Annotated in this window: 19 protein-coding genes and 1 tRNA gene; 8 read left to right on the top strand and 12 right to left on the bottom strand. The window is 61.0% G+C overall.

Features of this window, described 5'->3' with window-relative positions; genetic code table 11:
* The 4 genes from FY112_RS35720 to tesB form a co-directional block, all read right to left on the bottom strand.
* Positions 1-2,174 (bottom strand): DNA translocase FtsK (locus FY112_RS35720; RefSeq protein ID WP_246700832.1); only part of this gene is annotated, 2,174 nt, incomplete at its 3' end.
* Between the two features lie 249 nt (positions 2,175-2,423).
* Complete coding sequence (locus FY112_RS35715; RefSeq protein ID WP_065281571.1) at positions 2,424-3,851, bottom strand: ammonium transporter; 1,428 nt, start codon at positions 3,849-3,851, stop codon at positions 2,424-2,426.
* 27 nt (positions 3,852-3,878) lie between these two features.
* Positions 3,879-4,229, bottom strand: a complete 351-nt coding sequence (locus FY112_RS35710) for a P-II family nitrogen regulator (RefSeq protein WP_017962468.1) — start codon at positions 4,227-4,229, stop codon at positions 3,879-3,881.
* A 211-nt stretch (positions 4,230-4,440) separates the two neighbouring features.
* Positions 4,441-5,325: an acyl-CoA thioesterase II gene (tesB, locus tag FY112_RS35705; protein WP_131708640.1), complete on the bottom strand. Its 885-nt coding sequence runs from the start codon at positions 5,323-5,325 to the stop codon at positions 4,441-4,443.
* 84 nt (positions 5,326-5,409) lie between these two features.
* Here tesB and FY112_RS35700 point away from each other — a divergent pair, with 84 nt between their 5' ends.
* Positions 5,410-6,624 carry a ubiquinone biosynthesis hydroxylase gene (locus FY112_RS35700; RefSeq protein ID WP_151520432.1) on the top strand — a complete coding sequence of 405 codons (1,215 nt, stop codon included), beginning with the start codon at positions 5,410-5,412 and terminating at the stop codon, positions 6,622-6,624.
* Between the two features lie 67 nt (positions 6,625-6,691).
* On the opposite strand, the gene FY112_RS35695 is transcribed toward FY112_RS35700, so the two are convergent.
* The 4 genes from FY112_RS35695 to FY112_RS35680 form a co-directional block, all read right to left on the bottom strand.
* Complete coding sequence (locus FY112_RS35695; RefSeq protein ID WP_017962471.1) at positions 6,692-6,880, bottom strand: Trm112 family protein; 189 nt, start codon at positions 6,878-6,880, stop codon at positions 6,692-6,694.
* Positions 6,881-6,889: 9 nt separating this feature from the next.
* On the bottom strand, positions 6,890-7,576 hold the full coding sequence (locus FY112_RS35690; RefSeq protein ID WP_020052065.1) for an LON peptidase substrate-binding domain-containing protein: 687 nt from the start codon (positions 7,574-7,576) through the stop codon (positions 6,890-6,892).
* Positions 7,577-7,845: 269 nt separating this feature from the next.
* Complete coding sequence (gene trxA / locus FY112_RS35685) at positions 7,846-8,820, bottom strand: thioredoxin (protein WP_151520431.1); 975 nt, start codon at positions 8,818-8,820, stop codon at positions 7,846-7,848.
* 160 nt (positions 8,821-8,980) lie between these two features.
* Positions 8,981-9,490: a prolyl-tRNA synthetase associated domain-containing protein gene (locus FY112_RS35680; RefSeq protein WP_131708638.1), complete on the bottom strand. Its 510-nt coding sequence runs from the start codon at positions 9,488-9,490 to the stop codon at positions 8,981-8,983.
* A 256-nt stretch (positions 9,491-9,746) separates the two neighbouring features.
* Here FY112_RS35680 and FY112_RS35675 point away from each other — a divergent pair.
* A tRNA-Gly gene (locus FY112_RS35675) sits at positions 9,747-9,821 on the top strand.
* A 229-nt stretch (positions 9,822-10,050) separates the two neighbouring features.
* Here FY112_RS35675 and FY112_RS35665 read toward each other — a convergent pair.
* On the bottom strand, positions 10,051-10,800 hold the full coding sequence (locus FY112_RS35665) for a glucose 1-dehydrogenase (protein WP_151520430.1): 750 nt from the start codon (positions 10,798-10,800) through the stop codon (positions 10,051-10,053).
* Between the two features lie 58 nt (positions 10,801-10,858).
* On the opposite strand from FY112_RS35665, the gene FY112_RS35660 reads away from it, so the two are divergent.
* From FY112_RS35660 to FY112_RS35640, 5 genes are all read left to right on the top strand, one after another.
* On the top strand, positions 10,859-11,791 hold the full coding sequence (locus FY112_RS35660) for a LysR family transcriptional regulator (RefSeq protein WP_181018327.1): 933 nt from the start codon (positions 10,859-10,861) through the stop codon (positions 11,789-11,791).
* Between the two features lie 453 nt (positions 11,792-12,244).
* Positions 12,245-13,198 (top strand): MBL fold metallo-hydrolase, encoded by a 954-nt coding sequence (locus FY112_RS35655; protein WP_181018326.1) that lies wholly within the window; start codon positions 12,245-12,247, stop codon positions 13,196-13,198.
* Positions 13,199-13,346: 148 nt separating this feature from the next.
* Positions 13,347-14,099 carry an SDR family oxidoreductase gene (locus FY112_RS35650; protein ID WP_151520428.1) on the top strand — a complete coding sequence of 251 codons (753 nt, stop codon included), beginning with the start codon at positions 13,347-13,349 and terminating at the stop codon, positions 14,097-14,099.
* 141 nt (positions 14,100-14,240) lie between these two features.
* Positions 14,241-14,666 (top strand): cupin domain-containing protein, encoded by a 426-nt coding sequence (locus FY112_RS35645; RefSeq protein ID WP_151520427.1) that lies wholly within the window; start codon positions 14,241-14,243, stop codon positions 14,664-14,666.
* Positions 14,667-14,737: 71 nt separating this feature from the next.
* Positions 14,738-14,983: a hypothetical protein gene (locus FY112_RS35640; protein WP_027666968.1), complete on the top strand. Its 246-nt coding sequence runs from the start codon at positions 14,738-14,740 to the stop codon at positions 14,981-14,983.
* Positions 14,984-15,063: 80 nt separating this feature from the next.
* Here the strand turns inward: FY112_RS35640 and FY112_RS35635 are convergent, their stop codons facing one another.
* From FY112_RS35635 to FY112_RS35620, 3 genes are all read right to left on the bottom strand, one after another.
* A complete protein-coding gene (locus FY112_RS35635) occupies positions 15,064-16,269 on the bottom strand; it encodes an NAD(P)/FAD-dependent oxidoreductase (protein ID WP_151520426.1) in 1,206 nt (401 codons plus the stop codon).
* Between the two features lie 114 nt (positions 16,270-16,383).
* A complete protein-coding gene (locus tag FY112_RS35630; protein WP_020052076.1) occupies positions 16,384-17,214 on the bottom strand; it encodes an alpha/beta hydrolase in 831 nt (276 codons plus the stop codon).
* A 448-nt stretch (positions 17,215-17,662) separates the two neighbouring features.
* Positions 17,663-18,613: an AraC family transcriptional regulator gene (locus tag FY112_RS35620; protein WP_151520425.1), complete on the bottom strand. Its 951-nt coding sequence runs from the start codon at positions 18,611-18,613 to the stop codon at positions 17,663-17,665.
* Between the two features lie 903 nt (positions 18,614-19,516).
* On the opposite strand from FY112_RS35620, the gene FY112_RS35615 reads away from it, so the two are divergent.
* On the top strand, positions 19,517-20,944 hold a 1,428-nt coding region (locus tag FY112_RS35615; RefSeq protein ID WP_151520505.1), incomplete at its 3' end, for a M81 family metallopeptidase.

Raw genomic sequence — 20,944 nt, 5'->3', positions numbered from 1 at the left:
GTGCCGGTGATGACGTCGACCGACGGACGCTGTGTCGCCATGATCACGTGGATGCCGGCCGCACGCGCCATCTGCGCCAGGCGCTGGACGGCGCCTTCGATATCCTTGCCGGCGACCATCATCAGGTCGGCCATCTCGTCGATGATCACGACGATATAGGGCATCGGCCGCAGATCGAATTCTTCGGTCTCGTACATCGCCTCGCCAGTATGGCGGTCGAATCCGGTCTGCACCGTGCGCGAGATCGCCTCGCCCTTCGACAGCGCCTGCTCGACGCGGGTGTTGAAGCCGTCGATGTTGCGCACGCCGATCTTCGACATCTTCTTATAGCGCTCTTCCATCTCGCGCACGGTCCATTTGAGCGCCACGACGGCCTTCTTCGGATCGGTAACGACAGGTGAAAGCAGGTGCGGGATGCCGTCATAGACGGAGAGTTCGAGCATCTTCGGGTCGATCATGATCAACCGGCACTGTTCCGGCGTCATGCGGTAGAGCAGCGACAGGATCATCGTATTGATGGCGACCGACTTGCCGGAGCCGGTGGTGCCGGCGACGAGCAGATGCGGCATCTTGGCGAGATCGGCGATGACGGCTTCGCCGCCGATCGTCTTGCCGAGCGCCATGGCGAGCTTCGCCTTGCTGCCTTCGAAATCCCGGGAGGCGATGAGTTCACGCAGATAGACGGTTTCGCGCGTCTGGTTCGGCAATTCGATGCCGATCGCGTTGCGGCCGGGCACGACGGCGACGCGGGCGGCAATCGCGCTCATCGAGCGGGCGATATCGTCGGCAAGGCCGATGACGCGCGACGACTTGATACCGGGCGCCGGCTCCAGTTCGTAGAGCGTGACGACAGGGCCGGGGCGGACATGGATGATCTCGCCCTTGACGCCGAAATCTTCGAGCACGCCTTCGAGCATGCGGGCATTCTGCTCCAGCGCATCGGCCGAAAGCGTGGAGTCGCGCACGACGTTCTTCGGTTCGGCGAGCAGATGCATCGACGGAAGCTGGAAACCCTCGGGACGGATGAACGAGCCCTGCGCCTCCCGCTCGATGCGGGCGCTGGGCTTCGGACGTGCGACGACGGGAACGACGCGCGGTTCCGGCTTGCCGGCCGCTTTTGCCGGTGCGCGGATCATCCAGTCGTCGTCATCGTCGTCGGGCAGGATATCGGCCGGGCGCGGCGGCATGTCGTTATCGAAGGGCAGGTCGTCGTCATTATCATCGTCATCATCGATGGACATCGACGGCGCGGAGACGATGCGCCGCGGCGAAGCCGTTCTTGACCCCATCGACGGCTCCATCGACGGCTCCATGCGCTCGCCGCGGACGGTCGGCGCCTTGGCGCGCACGGGTTCGTTCAGCGTGCCGAACTCGTCATCGTTGAAATCATAAGGTGATTCGTAATCGCCCTGGCGCCGCTTGCGCGGACCCATGCCGAACAGCCGGCGCAGTCGGCCCTGGCTCATGTACCAGGCATGCGTCACGGCGCCGCTGAGAGCGACCCAGCGGGACTCGTCTTCCTCCTCGTCCTCGTCTCCGACGACGCGGGCCTTGCTGCGCGTATCGACGTAGTCTTCCTCGATCTCCTCGTCGGCGTCACTGCGGCCGACAAGGCCTGATGCAAAGAGCATCAGCCAGGCGGTCGGCGCGGCGAAGATGCAACCGACGACCATGGCGAAGGTGCCCGTCGGATAGGCGCCGGCGAAGAGTGCGGGAAAACGCAGGATCATGTCGCCGATGACACCGCCGATGCCGTTCGGGATCGGCCAGGTGAGCGGCGGCGGAAAGCAGCCGAGGACGGCGCAGGAAAGCACCGAACCGCCGAACCAGGCGCCGGCACGGGCAGGAATACGGCTGAAGCGGCGGCCCGAGATCAGCGTCAGCGCCCAGGCGACGATCGGCAGCATCGAAACGACGCTGGCAAGCCCGAGGAACTGCATGACGATATCGGCAAAGGCAGCCCCGCTGTAACCGAGAATATTCGTCGGCAGGTTGGCGGTCGCATAGGAATAGCTCGGATCCGCAACATTCCATGTCGCCAGCGCCGCGACGCAGAACGCCAGCAGCAGAAAGATCGCAAAGCCGATGAGCGCCTGGATCTGCCGCAGCATGAATGCCGAGAAGGAAAACCGATCCGGACGGCCATCCATCGCCGGCGACGTGCTTCTTGCCATGTGTCTAACCCGTCCAATGCCTGAGGACACGCGAATCGCTGAAGCGTCGGTGCCAAAATGCGTCCGCTCTACCTAATCAGAGCCGGGTTAAAGCGATGTTAACCATGCATGCCTGGACGTGCATTCCGAACCGGGAAATGAAAAAAAGCCCGAACCTTGAAAGGTCCGGGCCAAATGCGGTCTATGGTTAGATAGGCCGCGACGGGCTGTGATGCGGCGCCCTTCTGCCGGGCGCCGCAAACCCTGTGATCAGGAAGAGTGGTAGGCGGCTTCGCCGTGGGTCGAAAGGTCGAGACCTTCGCGTTCGGCTTCAACGGTAACACGCAGGCCGATGACGACGTCGACGATCTTGTAGAGGATCGCCGAGCCGATACCGGACCACAGCAGCGTCGTCAGCACGCCCTTGGCCTGGTTCCAGACCTGGGTTGCCGTGCCGGCATAGGAGGCTGCGAAATCGGCGGTCGAATAATCGACGATGCCTGCACCGCCGAGCGCCGGGTTGACGAGGATACCGGTGCCGAGAGCGCCGATGATGCCGCCGACGCAATGGACGCCGAAAACATCGAGGCTGTCGTCGTAGTTGAACTTGTTCTTCACGACGTCGACGAAGAAGTAGCAGGCCGGCGAAACGAGGAGGCCGAGAACGATCGAGCCCATCGGGCCGGCAAAGCCTGCCGCCGGGGTGATGGCGACGAGACCGGCAACCGCGCCGGAAGCGCCACCGAGCATGGAAGCCTTGCCGCGGGTGAGGGTTTCGACGATGCACCAGGACACAGCGGCGGCAGCCGCTGCGACGAAGGTGTTGATCATAGCGAGAGAAGCGTAGGCATTGGCTTCGAGGTTGGAGCCGGCATTGAAGCCGAACCAGCCGACCCAGAGCAGCGAGGCGCCGACCATGGTCAGCGTCATCGAATGCGGAGCCATGATTTCCTTCTTATAGCCCGTGCGCTTGCCGAGCATGATTGCGCCGACGAGGCCCGCGATACCGGCATTGATGTGAACGACCGTGCCGCCGGCAAAGTCGATTGCGCCGTAGGAGAAGATCAGGCCGGCCGGCGAGGTGTAGGAGCTCGGACCACCCCAGAACCAGACCATGTGCGCCATCGGGAAGTAGATGAAGGTGACCCAGAGCACGACGAAGAGCATGACTGCCGAGAACTTGATGCGCTCGGCGAATGCGCCGACGATCAGGCCGGGCGTGATGCAGGCAAACGTCATCTGGAACACGATGAAAGTGTATTCCGGAATGGCGACGCCCTTCGAGAAGGTTTCTACGAGCGACGAGGTGTTGACGCCGGCGAGGAAGGCCTTGGAGAAGCCGCCGACGAAGCTGTTCAGCGAACCGCCATCGGTGAAGGCGAGCGAATAGCCGTAGGTCACCCAGATCAGCGCCACGACGGCCGTGATCATGAAGACCTGCATCAGCACCGAGAGCATGTTCTTGGCACGGACGAGACCGCCGTAGAAAAGCGCAAGGCCGGGGATGGTCATCAGAAGGACGAGCGCCGAGGAGACGAGCATCCAGGTATTGTCACCCTTGTCCATGGTGAGAGCAGGAGCAGCAGCGGCAGTAGCGGCTGGTGCAGCCTCCTGCGCAAAAGCGACGGCCGGCGCCAGAAGGGCGGCCGAAGCTGCGCAAAGACGCGCAAAGGTGGAAGAAAACTTCGAAATTGACATTGGAAAAAGCTCCTTGATCTGCCGTTCTTACAGCGCTTCTGAATCGGTTTCGCCCGTACGGATGCGCACGGCATGGTCGATCGAATAGACGAAGATCTTGCCGTCACCGATCTGACCGGTCTTGGCCGCTGCCGCGATGGCCTCGACCGCCCTGTCGACGAGTTCCGATGCAACCGCGATTTCGATCTTGAGCTTCGGCAGGAAGCTGACTGCATATTCGGTGCCGCGATAGATTTCGGTGTGCCCCTTCTGGCGCCCGTAGCCCTTCACTTCGGTTACGGTCAGCCCCTGAATACCGATCGCCGTAAGGGCTTCGCGGACCTCATCGAGCTTGAACGGCTTGATAATGGCCATCACAATTTTCATCTGGTTTCCCATCCTTCGTTATCCTCGGCGCGGAGCCGACTCTCCTTGCCGCTGACGTTCCTGAACAGCGACCGGCCAATACACATTCAAGGGACGTGCCAGATTCGAGGCAATACGTAAGTTATTGAAAAGTATAGGTTATAATAAAGAGTGCCAATAAACAGGCAAATGATTGGCCAATAAGCGCACAAATAACGCGCAAATTTGTAAAGTTGCACATTATTTATTCATTTGCCTTTTTCCGAATCAGGCCTTCCTGCGCGACCGATGCGATCAGGCTACCGGATCGTGTAAATAGGCTACCCCGGGTTAATCCTCTGGCACCTGAAGCCGACGGACTGTCCTGCGTATAAAGCAGCCAGTCGTCGAGTTTGCAGGGTCTGTGGAACCACATGGAGTGATCGAGGCTCGCCACCTGCAGGCTCTGGTCGAAGATGGACGTTCCGTGCGCATAGAGCGACGTATCGAGCAGCGTCATGTCCGAAAGATAGGCAAGCACCGCCGCCTGGTAGAGCCGGTCGTCGGGGACCGGGCCGGTGGCGCGCACCCAGACGTCCTGTTTCGGATCGAGCTTCCTTTCGGAAAAATAATGCGTCAGCGAGACGGGGCGGATCTCGATCGGCCGCTCACGCTGCCAGTATTTTCGGATCGCTTCCGGCGCATGGGCGAGATACTGCTCCTTGATCTGCTGCTCGCCGAGCAGCGCCTCCGGCATTTCAACCTTAGGCATCGCGATCTGGTGCTCGAAGCCCGGCTCCTCCACCTGGAAGGAGGCCGACAGCGCGAAGATCGCCTTGCCATGCTGGATGGCGACGACGCGCCGCGTGTTGAAGCTCGATCCGTCGCGGATGCGCTCTGCCCGATAGATGATCGGCACCGTGGGATCGCCGGGACGCATGAAATAGGCATGCAGCGAATGGACGAAACGCTCGCCCTCGATGGTGCGCTGCGCCGCCATCAGCGCCTGGCCGATCACCTGGCCGCCGAAGACCCGCTGCCAGCCGACCTTGGGGCTGCGGCCGCGGAAGATATCGACCTCGATCGGCTCGAGATCGAGCGTCGAAAGCAGCGTCTCCATCGCCGAAGGCCCTGATGTCTCGCCCGTCATTTTCTATGTCTCCCAGCGGTAGGAAGTGAAGTTGCGATGATCTATATAGAGCACATCTGAGGCATAAGGTACGGGAGCGGCGCGATGCTTGATATGCTGGTTGTGGGCGGGGGTTATGTCGGCCTTTCCGCCGCTGTCGCGGTCAAACAGGCAGCACCCCATCTGAATGTCGCCGTCGTCGAGGCGGCCCCCGAGCATGTCTGGAAAAGCGATACGCGCGCTTCCGCCATCATCGCGGCGGCGGCGAAGATGCTCGAGGTCTTCGGCATCTGGAACGAGATCGAACCGGAAGCCCAACCGATCACCAAAATGATCGTCACCGACTCCAAGACCTCCGATCCGGTGCGTCCGGTGTTTCTGACCTTCGACGGCGAAGTGGCCGACGGCCGGCCCTTCGCCCACATGATCCCGAATGTCGCGATGGTCGCAGCCCTGCGCGGTGCCTGCAACCGGCTCGGCATCGACATCCGCCACGGGCTCGGCGCTACGGCGCTGAAGACCCACGACACCCATGCCACCGTCACGCTTTCGGACGGCAGCGCGCTGGAAACCCGGCTGCTGGTTGCCTGCGACGGCGTGCGCTCGACGCTGCGCGATCTCGCCGGCATCAGGACCGTCACTTGGGACTACGGCCAGTCCGGCATCGTTGCAACCGTCGAACACGAGCGGCCGCATGGCGGATGCGCCGAGGAACATTTTCTGCCGGCCGGCCCCTTCGCCATCCTGCCGCTCAAGAACAACCATTCCTCGCTCGTCTGGACGGAGCGCACGCCGGATGCCAACCGGCTGGTCGCCGCCGACGATCTGATCTTCGAGGAAGAGCTCGAACGCCGCTTCGGCCACAAGCTTGGGAGCCTGAAAGTGATCGGCGACAAGCGCGCCTTCCCGCTCGGCCTGACGCTCGCCCGCGCCTTCGTCGCGCCGCGTTTCGCGCTGGCCGGCGACGCCGCCCACGGCATCCACCCGATTTCCGGTCAGGGGCTCAATCTCGGCTTCAAGGATGTGGCGGCACTTGCCGAAACCATCGTGGAAGCCGACCGCCTCGGCCTCGATATCGGCTCGATCAACATTCTCGAGCGCTACCAGACCTGGCGGCGCTTCGACACGTTCCGCATGGGGGTGACGACCGACGTGCTGAACCGGCTCTTCTCCAACGACGCGACGCCGATCCGCATCGCCCGCGACGTCGGCCTCGGCATCGTCGACCGGCTGCCGCGCCTCAAATCCTTCTTCATCGGCCAGGCGGCCGGAACGACGGCAAAGGACAATCCGCGGCTGCTTGCCGGCCAGACGATTTAACCTTTTACGCAATACGCGGCAAAAGCGCCTCGCGCTTTGCCGGGGAAACCCGCTTCCTGGAATTGCTTTAGTCGTCGAGGCGGCGGGCTTCGGACACCAGCATGATTGGAATGCCGTCGCGGATCGGATAGGCAAGCCGCGCCTTTTCCGAGACGAGTTCATTGTGCTCGCGATCATAGGAAAGCCGCCCCTTGGAGAGCGGGCAGACCAGGAGATCGAGCAGCTTTGGATCGACGCGGCTGAGTTTTTCGTCCATGGCTGAAGTCTACTGCAGAACCGTGTCGGAGTCACCGAAGACGCGCGCCAGCACGATTTCGGTAATGGCGATCAGCGTCTCTGCCCGCGTCTTCAGGTCCGGCGCCTCCAGCAGCGCCTGTTTTTCCGCCGGCCCGAAGGGCGACATCATCGCCAGCGAATTGACGAGCGTCAGATTGCTCGCCCGCTCGACGCTCTCCCAGTCTGCCTCCAGCTTGTTGGCATCGAGATAGGCCTTGAAGGCGGTCAGAAGCGCTGCGCGGTCGACCGCCTCCTCCTCGTTCTCGGCCGAGAGGTCGGCGATAAAAGGGGCGATGCGGAAGGTGCGGAAGGGATCGCTGGTCGCTTTCTCCTCCAGCAGCCGGAAGCGGCAGACGCCGGTCAGCGATACGATATAGCGCCCGTCGCCGGTCTCGGCGAAGGAGGTGATGCGGCCGAGGCAACCGACAGCGGCAAGGTTGGGCTCGCCGCCCTTGTCCTCGTGTTCGCCGAGCGCCGGCTGCACCATGCCGATCAGCCGGTTTCCGGTCAGTGCTGCATCCAGCATCGCCAGATAGCGCGGCTCGAAAATGTTGAGGGGAAGCTGCCCGGCCGGCAGGAGGAGGGCGCCGGTCAGGGGGAAGACAGCGATCACATCAGGCAGATCGCCCGGCTTCAGGTATCTGGCATTCCCGACTTGCATGAAACCGTCCCGCATTCTTGTAACGGGCATGCCCGTCTTGACGAGAATGTGGTGCCCTCGTCCGAAAACGCAAGGGCAGATGCTCGAAACTTACAGCGCCGCGCGTCTTTTTAGACGCGCGAAGGACGCCGTAACACTTTGAATCATTGTATGGTTTAGTCCCTGAATCGATTCCGATTTAAGGAATTATGCAGTGGCGCATACCCGGAAAATCGGAATCGATTTTCGAAAAGCACTATGCGTAGGTTCAAAGGGTTAGCCTGTCTTGTCGGACGCGCCGCGCCCTACGAGAACAGCATCGCCGAAAGCTTGCGGCGCGCTGCAACCGTCGCCGGATCCTTGAAGCCCCAGACCTCGAAGAACTGCAGCAGCTGGCGGCGGGCGCCATCATCGTCGAAGGCACGGTCCTTGCGCATGATCAGCAGCAGATGGTCGGCCGCCTCGTCGCGCCGGCCTTCGACATTGCGGATCTTGGCGAGCTTGATCCGCGCCTCGTGGTCATCGGGATTGGCGGCCAGTTCACGCTCGAGCGCAACGGGATCGCCGAGTTTGCGGGCTTCCTCGATCTGCTCGAGCTTCATCAGCACCGCCTGGATGCCGGCGTCTTTCGCCAGCTCTTCCGGCAATTCCGTCAGTATTTCGCGCGCCCGCTGATGCTGGTTGGCGGCGATCATGCATTCGGCCATGCCGGCAAGCGCCTTGGCATTCTCGGGGTCGGCCTGCATCACGGCGCCGTAGAGCTGAGCGGCCTCGTTGATATTGCCGGCGGCAAGCAGTTCCGCCGCTTCCGCAAGCACGGCTTCGATTTCCGCCGCCTCGTCGGCGCCGGCCGGACCGGCGATACGGTCGATGAACTGCTGGATCTGGCTTTCCGGCACCGCGCCCATGAAACCGTCGGCAGGACGGCCGTTGACGAAGGCGATGACGGCAGGGATCGACTGGATGCCGAGCTGGCCGGCGATCGAGGGATGGTCGTCGATATTCATCTTGACCAGCCGGACGCGGCCCTTGGCTTCGTTGATGACCTTCTCCAAGACGGGCGTCAGCTGCTTGCACGGACCGCACCAGGGCGCCCAGAAATCGACCAGCACCGGCTGCTTGCGCGATTCCTCGATGACGTCCTTGGCGAAATTCGCGGTCGTCGTCTCCGTGATGTAGCTGCCGGCCGCAGCCGCGGGCTGTGGTGCCGCGCCGAAGCTTGTGCTCGCCGTCATCTGATTTCCGAAGGAAGCGTTATAGGGGTTGTCGCTGCCGCTCATAGGTATCTCCCGCCGCGCCGATCCTGCCGGCGTCTTTGCTAAAGCATGTCGCGCAAAACTGTGGTGCGGTTTTGCGATAAAGGCATGCGCAAAACCAGAGACTAAAGCGCGGCAAGCGAATCTAAAAGATCGCGACGCGCTTTAGCGCTAAAATCGTATGTCAGGACGTCACTTTCAAGACAAGCGGCTTATGTCCGGTCGCTTCCATGAAACGGATGAGATCGCTGCTCGCGATCGAGGTCGTCGCATCGTTGGATAGCGGATGGCAGTTGACGATCTCGTGCGCCATCAGCTCGGCATCGAGCACGAAGGTGACATTCTCCGCAGTATCGTTGATCGCGCCGAAGGCGGTCACCGCACCCGGAACGACGCCGAGATACTCCATCAGCTTCTCCGGTCTGCCGAAGGAAACCCGGCCGGACCCGCCGATTGCATTATGCACCTGCTTGAGGTCGACGGCAGCATTTTCCTCCACGGTCAGCAGAAAATACCTGTCCTTCTTGTCTTTGACGAACAGGTTCTTGGTGTGGCCGCCGGGGATTTCATCGCGCAGCGCCACCGATTCGGCCACGGTGAAGACCGGCGCATGGTCGACCGTCTTATGGGCAATGCCGAGCCCGTCCAGAAAGGCAAACAATTCTTCTCTTGTCTTCGGGGCATTTTCGGACATGGAGCAATCCATTGGGCAGGAAGGGAAAAAAGCGAGGCGTTCTGATTAAGTCGGTCCACATCGTTTGGCAATCTTTGCGACCGACGCTTTGCCTCGCATTTGCGGCCTTTCCGCTGGGCCGCTGCGAACACCGGAATTTTTCTTCGCCTCTCCGTCATTTCCCTGTTGCATTTGAAAACCCGTTAGGCCATATAGCGCCGGTCGCCGCGAGGCGGCGCCCACGGTCCAACAACTACCCCGGACCGATGTGGATTGAGCGGGTGTAGCTCAGGGGTAGAGCACAACCTTGCCAAGGTTGGGGTCGAGGGTTCGAATCCCTTCGCCCGCTCCAGTTTCCCAATTGTCCATTCCCGACACATAGGTAACAGATTGTCCCTGGGACTGGGGTGAAACCTCGTGCCGAACGGGTGGCCTCCTTCTTCAACGTCAGATGCATGCGCTCGTGGCGACCGTTCTGCTGCGGATGGTTTGATGCGTTCGATACCTGCCGAGCCTCAGCCATCAGACCGACAGCTTCGACAGGTTGTAGAGCCCGTTGGGGCTGGCAAAGGGCAGGCCTTTTAAGCCAGGGTCATTCCGCCATCGACATGAAGCTCGATCCCGTTGACAAAGCTTCCTGCATCGCAGGCGAGGAAGAGTGCGGCGCGCGCCAACTCTTCCGGTCGGCCGAGACGGCCGGCGGGGATCAGGGAAGCCATGTAATCTTCGAATGCCGGCCGCTCGGCCTCCGATACGCCCAGCTTGGCGAGGATTTCCGTCTCGACCGGTCCTGGGCTCAGGATGTTGACGCGGATCCGCCGCGACTTAAATTCGATCGCCCAGTTTTTCGCAAAGGCGGCGGTTGCTGCCTTTGAACCGGCATAGACGGTATGGTCCGGGAGGACCTTCGTGGCCGCGAGCGAGCTCGTAACGATGATGTTTCCGCCGTCGCGGATCAGAGGGGCGATCGTCTGCACGCCGAAGAACACGCCGCGCGTATTGATTGCGAAATGCCGGTCATAGTCTGCCGGAGTCACCTCGGCGGAGGTGGTGAGATTGATGATCCCAGCATTGGCCATGTAGATGTCGAGCCCGCCGAAGCGGCTCTTCACGGTGTCAGCCAGCCTGCGATGATCTTCCAGGTCGGCGGCATCACCCACGAAGCCGATGGCCGACGGACCGATTTCTTGCACGGCGCGGTCGACAGCATCCTGCCGGCGCCCGGAAATGATGACCTGCGCTCCTTCTTCCGCGAACAGCCGAGCGGTCGCCTTGCCGATGCCGCTATTGCCGCCGGTGATGACGGCGACCTTGTTTTTGAGGTGTTGCATTGTTTATCTCCTTTCAACGAGAAATTAGATAAACGCTGCCACCCTTCGTCATTAGATCATGGGCGGGCACATGATCTGTGCCGCGGAGGTGCAAATGCCGAATCTGCTCAACGAGATGCCCGGATTGATGGCTTTTGTGCGAACGGTAGAGGCCGGATCGTTCAGCGCCGCGGCCCGCGATCTGGCAACGACACCGTCAGCGGTGTCGAAGAGCGTGGCGCGGCTGGAAAAGAAGATTGGCGCCCGGCTGTTCCTGCGCTCCACGCGCGCCCTGATGCTTACCCAGGACGGGCAACTTTTCTTCGACCGCGTTGCGCCGCTGTTGCGGGACCTGGATGCAAGTGAAGAGGCGATCAGCTCCGACGTTGCGCCCTCGGGTCGCTTGCGCATCAGCATGCCTAGCGAAATGGCGCCTCTACTGCTGCCGCGCCTCTTCGGAAGCTTTGCAGCCGACTATCCGAACCTGCATCTCGAAGTCGGACTTACGGATCGGTTCGTCGATCTGATCAGGGAGGACTACGACGTTGTGCTGCGCGTTGGAAATCCCGCGCCGGGGGACCTCATGGTTCGTCACCTGGCCGACCTGCCGATGACGATCGTCGGGTCTCCGACCTTTCTGAAGACCTGGGGCAATCCTGCAACTGCCGAAGCGCTGGCGGCTCTGCCCTTTGTCCGCTATGCGCTGGGTGGTATCACGCAGCCTCTGCGCCTGCCGGACGGGACGAGCTTCATTCCCTTCGGGCGCGTCGATTGCGACTCAGGGACCGCACTCATTCAGGCTGCGCTGAATGGGCTGGGAGCGGCCTATCTTCTGCGATGTCTGGTCGCGAAAGACCTGGCAGGCGGCACGCTTGTTACACTCGCGGCGGGGTTTGCGTTCCCGAGCGCTTCCTTCAATGCACTTCACGCCTTTGGTCGCATCGTGCCGTTGCGCGTAAAACTGGTCTGCGATTTCATCGCCCGCGAGGCAAAAGCCCTCGAAGCCATCTGAGCACCTGATGTTGGGGTTGGTCGAATTCAGGTCCGCCGGTCTCGCGCATCGTCGGGGTAAGGTCTCCCATGCCCCAATCAGCTCACCGACGGAGCGGAGATATAGGATGCCGACCCTAAGCTCGAAGCAGTCGAGAACCACGTAAACGACGATCCCGAAGGCCAGGATGTCTATGAGGATCATTGCGGGACGTTTCTCTCGCGGTTGCATCCAACAAATCGGCGAAACCCCGGGCGATTGCCGCATGCGCCTGCGTCAACAGCAATTGCTCTGCAGCGGCAGCAATCGTTCTGGCGCAGCCGCAGATCGGTTTCGCTAGATCATTAGAGGACACGCCAGCAGTGAGTGTGTCGCCGATCGCTAAAGACTTCACCCGCATTGACCGCGCCTCCCGCCCGGGAAGCGTAAGCCACCCAGGATTAGCACCAGGATAGAACACAGGAGTTTTCAAAGATGAACCAGATGATCAATAACACTCAGGAGGCAAGCATGAAACTGGACAACACCTTACATCCCAGCAGACCGGTGCCCGAAGAGCTGGTTCCGTCGCGCTATGCGGTGCGGATCGGCGAGATTGACGTGCTGGTGATCAGCGATGGGGTGCTGCCGCTCCCAACCGCGATGTTGGGACACAACGCCGAGCCGGCCGCCCGGGCCGCCTGGCTGGGCGACATGTTCCTGCCGCAGGACGCCTTCGACTGGGCACTGAACGTGGTCGTGGTGCGCAGCGGCGGGCAGACCATCCTTATCGACGCTGGGCTGGGATTGGACCCGGACTTGAACTTGCCGCGGGCCGGGCAGTTGATGAAGCGACTGGAGGCCGCCGGCATCGATCTTGGATCCGTGACCGACGTGGTGCTTACACACATGCACATGGACCACGTTGGCGGGCTGCTCGTCGACGGGGTGAAGGAACAATTGAATCCGGACCTGCGGATCCATGTGGCGGCTGCCGAGGTCAAATTCTGGGAGTCGCCCGATTTCTCCCACGTCTCCATGCCGGCGGGCTTCCCCGACGCGCTTCGGGCGGCCGCCAAGCGGTTCGCCAAAGAGTATCGCAGCCATCTCAGGCTGTTCGAGGATGAGCATGAAGTGGCGCCGGGCGTGGTCGTCTCTCGTACCGGCGGGCACACCCCTGGGCACAGCGTGGTCCGCGTTGCTTCAGGCAACGACCGGCTGATGTTTGCCGGCGACGCCGTGTTCGCGGTCGGGTTCGACCACCCCGACTGGTTCAACGGCTTCGAACATGACCCCGAGGAGGCTGCCCGCGTTCGGGTCCGGCTTTTGCAGGAGCTGGCAGCGACCGGCGAACTGCTGGTGGCGACGCATATGCCGTTTCCTTCCGTTGGCCATGTCGCGGTCGACGGCGACGCCTTTCGTTGGGTCCCGGTCTTCTGGGACTACTGACCGGTTGGCGAATTGAGGCCGAACCAAAGCGTGCATCCTTGAAGGCCGCGTCCAGCGCGGCCTTCAAGCCCGAGCGTCAACCAGGCCTTCACCTATCCACCTATTGAACCACGCGCACCGCATGGGCGCATAACAAATGGAGCATCTTATGAAAATCGTGATTATCGGCGGAACCGGCCTGATCGGTTCAAAGACAGCAGAGCGCCTGCGCAAGAAAGGGCATGAGGTCATTGCCGCTGCCCCGAAAACCGGCGTCAATACTCTCACCGGAGAGGGCTTGGCGGAAGCACTGAAGAATACCGACGTGGTGATCGACCTCGCGAACTCGCCATCCTTCGAGGATAAGGCCGTGCTTGAATTCTTTCAGACGGCGGGCAAGAACCTGATGGCAGCGGAAATCGAGGCCGGCGTGAAACACCACATCGCGCTTTCCATCGTCGGCACGGATCGGTTGCCGGATAGCGGCTATCTTCGAGCCAAGGTCGCCCAGGAAAAGATCATCCGGGAAGCCGGCACTCCCTACACCATCGTGCGTTCCACACAGTTCATGGAATTTCTCGGCGGCATCGCCCAGGAGGGCACGGTTGGCGACACGGCCCGCCTGTCGACAGGTTCCCTGCAGCCGATCGCGTCCGACGACGTCGCCGATTTCGTGGCTGACGCGGCGCTTGCTGCGCCGGTTAACGGCATTATCGAAATCTGCGGCCCCGAGCGTGCGCGTCTTTGCGATTTCGCCGCGCGCTACCTCAAGGCGATCGGAGATTCCCGCACCGTTATCGCAGATCCGGATGCCCGCTATTTCGGCACCAAACTGGAAGACGGTTCCCTCGTCTCCGACAATCATCCTCGCATCGGCCGCATCGGTTTCGACGATTGGTTTGCGACAACGCCCAGAAAATAACGAGTTGCGCATTGGCCGCCTGATAAGCGGCCCATGCGCCTGTCATTACAATTTGATGGCTACAAAAAACGTCGAAAAGATATACAAAACAATATGTTAGAAAAATGGCAATCTACTCCAAATCATGAAAGGACGATAAACATGATCAAGTCATTGGCTTTTGCCGTCGCATTGACGGCTCTCCTGTCAGGTTCGGCTCTTGCGCATGATGCGCCCGGTGGCGGGGGCGGCGCAAAGGTTACGCTGGTCTATGACCACAAACTGCCGAACGTACCCGGCAAGAGCATGAAGGGCGTTCTCGTCGAATATGCTCCGGGTGGTTTCTCGGAGGGCCATACACATCCAGTGTCCGCCTTCATATACGCGACCGTTCTCGAAGGTGCGATCCGCAGTCAGGTCAACGATGGCCCCGTCACTGTCTATAGCGCCGGTGAAAGCTTTTCGGAATTTCCGGGCGATCGCCACGGCGTCAGCGAGAACGCCAGCAAGACTAAGCCGGCAAAGCTGCTCGCTGTCTTCGTGGTCGATACCGGTGAGCAGGAACTGACCTTCCCAATCAAGAAATAGGCGATCTGGCCGGGCACACGATGTCGTGCCCGGCAATTCATTGACGCAAACCATGATCGGTGGACCCAGCTATGTCACGTGATGACAACTTCCTGCTGCTCGTCCTGATCGGCACTCTGGGAATTGCCGGGATGATCGTGTGGCACATTCAGGGCGCAAACCGTCAGACAGGTCGCCTGATCGTCGAGATCCTTTTCTTTACCGGCATGAGTCTCGTGCCTTTTATGGCAAGCATCGCGCCGCACCAGCCCGATGGTATCGCACGCCTTCAAAGATCGCTTACGAGCCGAAAGCGCTCGGGAAGAGATGATCGATGAAAGATGAGTTGGGTCATGAACAAGCCGGAATATGGCAAGCTGCGCTCTTATTCAGAGCGCAGCCTCAGTTCGGGATCCGATCACAATTTGGTCACATACTCCGGATCAGCTGAGGCCAGCGCAGCGGCGCGCTCGGGCTTCGGTGGATAGATCCAGACGGTGTTGATCTCCCGCTTGGTCGCCTTCGCTTTCTCGCCGACCATCTCCACCTTGCGATCCCATCCTCGCGTAAAGAGGGCTCCGGCATCGCCGAGATCGAGGCAGGTGACATAGGCCTCCTGATGATATTGCCGTGCTGGCACGCCCAGCAGTTCAGCGGCGGCATTGTTGCCCGCGAAGGCGCCCATGCGTGTGGCGTGCTGGCACGACATCAGTGCATAGTTGCCGCAGTCGTCGCAAGCGGCGCGCGCCGCATCCCCGGTGGCGAAGACGCCGGGTACGGACGGCACGCGCAGGCAGCCATCGACCAGCAGCCGGTCGAACTTGTCACGCTCGCCGGGAATTTTGGTGGTCAGCGGATTGGCCCGTATGCCTGCCGCCCAGATCACGGTCATGGTTTCGATATGCTCGCCGGTACTCAGCGTAACTCCGGATCTATCCAGCGATGAAACGCCGGCATTGAGCCGCGTTTCCACGCCGAGCTTGCGAAGTGCTTCCTCGATGATCGGCCGCGGACCTTCGCCCATGTCGGGGGCTACCGCGCTGCTGCGGTCGACGATAATGACACGTGGATTGGCGGTTTTGTCGAACAGGGTCCGCAGCCGCGAAGGCATCTCTGTCGCCGCCTCGATACCAGTGAAACCGGCGCCGGCAACAACGATTGTGTCGCGTGCAGCCGAGGCCGGCATCTTCGCAAGCTCGTGCAGGTGGAGATCAAGGGCAACGGCGTCATCGATGTTATCGACGCTGAAGGCGTATTCGGCGAGGCCGGGAATATTCGGACGGAACAGCCGGCTGCCGGTGGCGAGCACAAGGCGATGATACTGAAGGGACTTTCGTTCGCCCTTGGCGTTGACGACGTCTACGGTGCCGGCCTTCGTGTCGACCGTTTCAACGCTGCCCTGCACGTAGGCGACATCGACGGCATCAAATACATCCTCCAAAGGTGCCGTCAGGCTCTCGGGCTTCGACTCATAAAGCCGCGGGCGGATGACGAGCGTCGGTTCCGGGGAAACCAGCGCGATTTCGAGCTCTTCGGGCGAAACGCCTTCGATATCGCGCAGGCGGGCCGCGGAAAGTGCGGCGTACATGCCGGCGAACCCGGCGCCTACAATCACAAGTCTCATATTATTCACTCCATGGTTTGTAGTTTCAAAGGGCCGCGCGTCACCGTTGCCGCTCCCGATGGGCGGGCGAGATGGTCGGCAACGATGGCGCGCGGATTGGTGAAGCGATGTCGCTCAGGCGGTGATGAAGGCCAGCATGTCGGCATTGACGACATCTGCATGGGTCGTGCACAGCCCATGCGGCAGTTTCTCGTAGATTTTCAGCGTGCCGGCCTGCAGGAGCTTTGCCGACAATGGAGCGGCAGCACCGATGGGAACGATCTGGTCGTCATCGCCATGCAACACCAGCGTCGGCACGGTGATGCTCTTCAGGTCCTCGGTGAAATCTGTCTCCGAGAATGCCTTAATGCCTTCGTAATGCGCTTTCGCGCCGCCCATCATGCCCTGACGCCACCAATTTGAGATCACCGCCTGCGACGGCTCGGCACCCGGGCGGTTGTAACCGTAGAAGGGGCCGCTCGGAAAATCGCGATAGAACTGCGAACGGTTGGCAGCAAGCTGGCTGCGCAATCCGTCGAATGCCTCGATCGGCAAACCGCCGGGATTGGCGCCGGTCTTCAACATCAATGGCGGCACGGCCGCAATCAGGATCAGTTTGGTAACGCGACCTTTGCCGTACCGCGCGACATACCGCGCGGCTTCACCGCCGCCGGTAGAGTGGCCGACATGGATCGCGTTGCGAAGATCGAGGTAGTCGATCATTGCGGCAACATCGGAGGCGTAGTGATCCATGTCATGACCGTCACTCACCTGGCTCGATCGGCCGTGGCCGCGGCGATCATGAGCGATCACGCGAAAGCCTTTGCCGAGGAAGAAGAGCATTTGATTATCCCAATCGTCGGAGCTGAGGGGCCAGCCATGGTGAAAGACGATCGGCTGAGCGGACTTCGGTCCCCAGTCCTTGTAAAAAAGCTGAACACCGTCGCTAGTTGTAATGGAGGTCATTGTGCTGATCCTTTTGGAGAATATTTGTTTCGGCGCCCGTCATCGCCGGACGGACAGTTGCTAAAATCGGATATGCAAGCCGCTACGGGTCGCTTGGTTGCGACCGGCCCGTAATCGGTGTCCCAGACCATCCTTGTCTCCGCGGGATCTATTGGCATGGGCGCAATGGTGGTTTAGCGAAACACGTCTGCGGCTGCGCCAGAGGGATTGGCGCCATTGCAGAGCAATTGCGGTTTAGCGGGTGCGCCGCAGTTCATCGCCCGGCGTTTTACTGGTCAGCTTCGGCAATGTGGCGGCCAAGGCTGTTTGCGAGGCGCAGTCAAGTGAGGCTGCGACGAACGCCATGCCAGGGGATTGCGCGGCATGGTCGTCGCGTACTCGAGCCGATGGCGTGGAAGCGAAGAACGGAACCGTCCGGATCTGAGGCGAGGGCGAAAGGAGATTACGATCAGCCGTGGCGGCGTCGCCAATCAGTCGGTGTTTCACCGGTCAATTTTCGGAATGCAGCTGCAAATGCTGTTTGCGAGGCATAGCCGAGGGAGGCTGCGACCAACGCGATCGAATTTTGAGGATCGCGCAACATGTTTATGGCCTGTTCGAGCCGATATTGACGCAGCCAGTTGTGAGGTGAAAGCCCCGTGCTTTCCTTGAAAGCGCGACAGAAATGAAAACGCGACAGCCCGGAATCGGCAGCGAGGGCCCCGAGGGAGACGTCCGCGTCGGCGTCCGACCGCAATCGTTCGATAGCCCGGCGCAGCACGCTCGGCGCGAGGCCGCCGAGCGCCGGCTGATAGTTCGGTGCCTTGCCTGTGTGCGCAGCCAGCAGGCGCGTGGCCAGAAGGTCGGTCAACTGCTGCCTGAACAGTGTATCCAGTGCCGTATTGCCTTCCAGGACATCGGCTGCGCTCAGGAGCAATCGGGATGTAATGAGGTCCGGATGCGCCGTTCGCTCCAAGAGATCGGTCGGCGTGAAAGTATCGGTTTCGTCGGCGATGCGCGTCAGTGTCGTGCGGGGAAGATAGAGTTGAACGACATCAACCGGTTTTGGAATATCCCATCGGGAGCTTGATCCAGCGGGGATGATGATCACAACCCCGCGACGAAACGTTCCGCTCTCGATCGATCTTCCGGACCGCCGTTCCATGCGCTGTATCGCGCCGTTGTAGGCCATGATGACGTGGTCGGTCATGGGCTCGACGACATCATGCAAGGGGCCGTGATTCCAGTGGGCGATTGCACCGCCGGAGGGGTCTGCCGCAAGATGAATTGGCGCAGTCCTCAGAACGCGCGACATCTCGTTTGCAGGATTGTGGTCAGCAGCCGGCATTTCGTCCCGGCGCGCCTCGATTGTCTCATCCGGCGAGCTCTCGAGAGGATCACTGGAGCAAGGCGAGCTCATGGTTGCGCGCTCGTTGACAGGCGCTGCTTATGTGCGATCCCGACAACAATCGCGGGCTCATTGAGCATCCGCCTATGGTGGCCGACGTCGTCAGTCCTACTACCCATGACATGCCCCAATGTCGCGAGCGATTTCGCCGTGCTTTTGATTATTCGCGTTGTGCGATGCAGGGTAAATATCAAAAACTTTCGAGGTCAAAAACCTATTCTCCAGGATAGGTTGCCTTCGCCACCGGGCCTCGTTCTCAACCGATAAAATTAGATGTTTGCATAGAGCCACGATTGACGCCCTTGCGCCATCGCACGGCAAGGAACCGTCTGGGTTCCGAAACTCATGTGGAGTGGGTGGGCGCTCGACTTCCTGTTCGGCGAACCTGTCGAGCGCTGCGCTGACTTCATCGGGCAGCACGCCTCCACCATAATCTATATAGCACTTCGGAATCCCGAAATTGGTTGGGATGTTGAAATCATTGGATGTTTCCCCACGGCGACACCGCCCAAAACGCGACGAATTTCGGAATCCCCAAGCGGGGGAATTTCGGGATCCCGAAGTGGACTTTTTCTTTATGGCGACGCGGCCGTGTTTGTCAGCAGCAATCGGCCCGCGGCAACCGACGGAAAAAACCGAGTCGGCCGGGGCTCACCATTAAGGCACCTTCCACCTCGACGCCGGCTTAGAAGATCAAACGGTAATTTATTTTGGTTGATTGGTTCGTTTGTAAACTTATTGTCGAGGCAAAAAGGACGCGTCGTCGGATCGGATCCCGCATGTTCAGTTTATCGCAGCACGAACTCTTTCGAGCGACACCGATCCGCACCCGGCGCATCGATACCGGCGCTGGAGCCGAGTTGCCAGCATCGCCCATAACTTCCTGATTGCTCCCAACATCAACTGAGGTTTCCCATGCGCATCGCCGTCGGTGGCATTCATATCGAGTGCAGCACATACAATCCCGTCCTGAACGAGGAGAAGGACTTTCGCGTCGTGCGCGGCGAGGCGCTACTGGACGCGCCGTATTTCGCCTTCCTCAAGGATTACGATGCCGAATTCCTGCCGACGATCCATGCGCGCGCCATTGCCGGCGGCCCGGTTTCGCGCGCCACCTACGAGGCCTTCAAGGGTGAATTCCTCGAGCGGTTGAAGCCGATGCTGCCGCTCGACGGTCTCTATCTCGCCATGCATGGCGCCATGTATGTCGAAGGCATGGAGGATGCCGAAGGCGACTGGATCAGTGCGGCCCGTGCGCTGGTCGGCAAGGATTGCACGGTTTCGGCCAGCTATGACCTGCACGGCAACGTCACCCAACGCATCATCGATGCGCTCGATATCTATTCCACCTACCGCACCGCGCCGCATATCGATGTCGAGGAGGCGATGCGCCGCTCCGTCTCCATGCTGGTAAAGAGCCTGAAAACCGGCGTGAGGCCGACCCTTCTCTGGGCGCCGATCCCGGTCGTGCTGCCCGGCGAGCGCACCAGCACCGTCGATGAGCCGGCAAAGAGCCTCTGTGAGATGCTGCCCGGGATCGATGCGATCGACGGCGTCTGGGATGCATCGCTGATGGTCGGCTATGTCTGGGCCGACGAACCGCGCGCCACCGCTGCCGCCATCATGACCGGCACCGATCGCGCTGTTCTGGAGCGCGAAGCGAAACGCCTCGCGAGGGCTTATTGGGATGCGCGCGAGGACTTTGTCTTTGGCTGCGAGACAGGCTCGGTCGAGGAATGCGTCGAAAGGGCGATCGCAAGCCCCACCACCCCTGTTGTGCTTGCCGAATCCGGCGACAATCCGACCGGCGGCGGTGTCGGAGACCGGGCCGAGGTATTGGCCGAGTTGATCGCCAGGGGCGCCACCGGCGTCGTCTTTGCCGGCATCGCCGACAAGGCGGCGACTGAGGCCTGTTATGCCGCCGGCATCGGGGCGGAACTGGACCTCAGCGTCGGCGCCTCGCTCGACACCAAAGGCAGTAAGCCGGTCTCTGGCCGTTTCACTGTCAAACTCCTCCACGAAACTTCCGATCCCTCTGACCGCCAGGCGGTGGTGTCGGTCAGTGGCATCGATCTCGTGCTTTCCGCCAAGCGCCGGCCTTATCACAATATCGCCGATTTCACCCGGCTCGGCCTCGACCCGCACCGGGCGAAAATCATCGTCGTCAAGTCGGGATATCTCTCGCCGGAACTGGCGCCGATTGCCAATCCCAACCTGATGGCGCTGTCGACAGGTGTCGTCGACCAGTTCGTCGAGCGCCTGCCGCGGCTGCGCAAGCAGCATCCGACCTACCCCTTCGACAAGGATTTTGCCTTCGAGCCGCAGGTCTTTCTCTCCGCACGC

It is taken from the genome of Rhizobium sp. PEPV16, from assembly GCF_008919455.1.
GTDB lineage: Bacteria > Pseudomonadota > Alphaproteobacteria > Rhizobiales > Rhizobiaceae > Rhizobium > Rhizobium leguminosarum_Q.
This window is presented reverse-complemented; position numbering and strand designations above follow the sequence as displayed.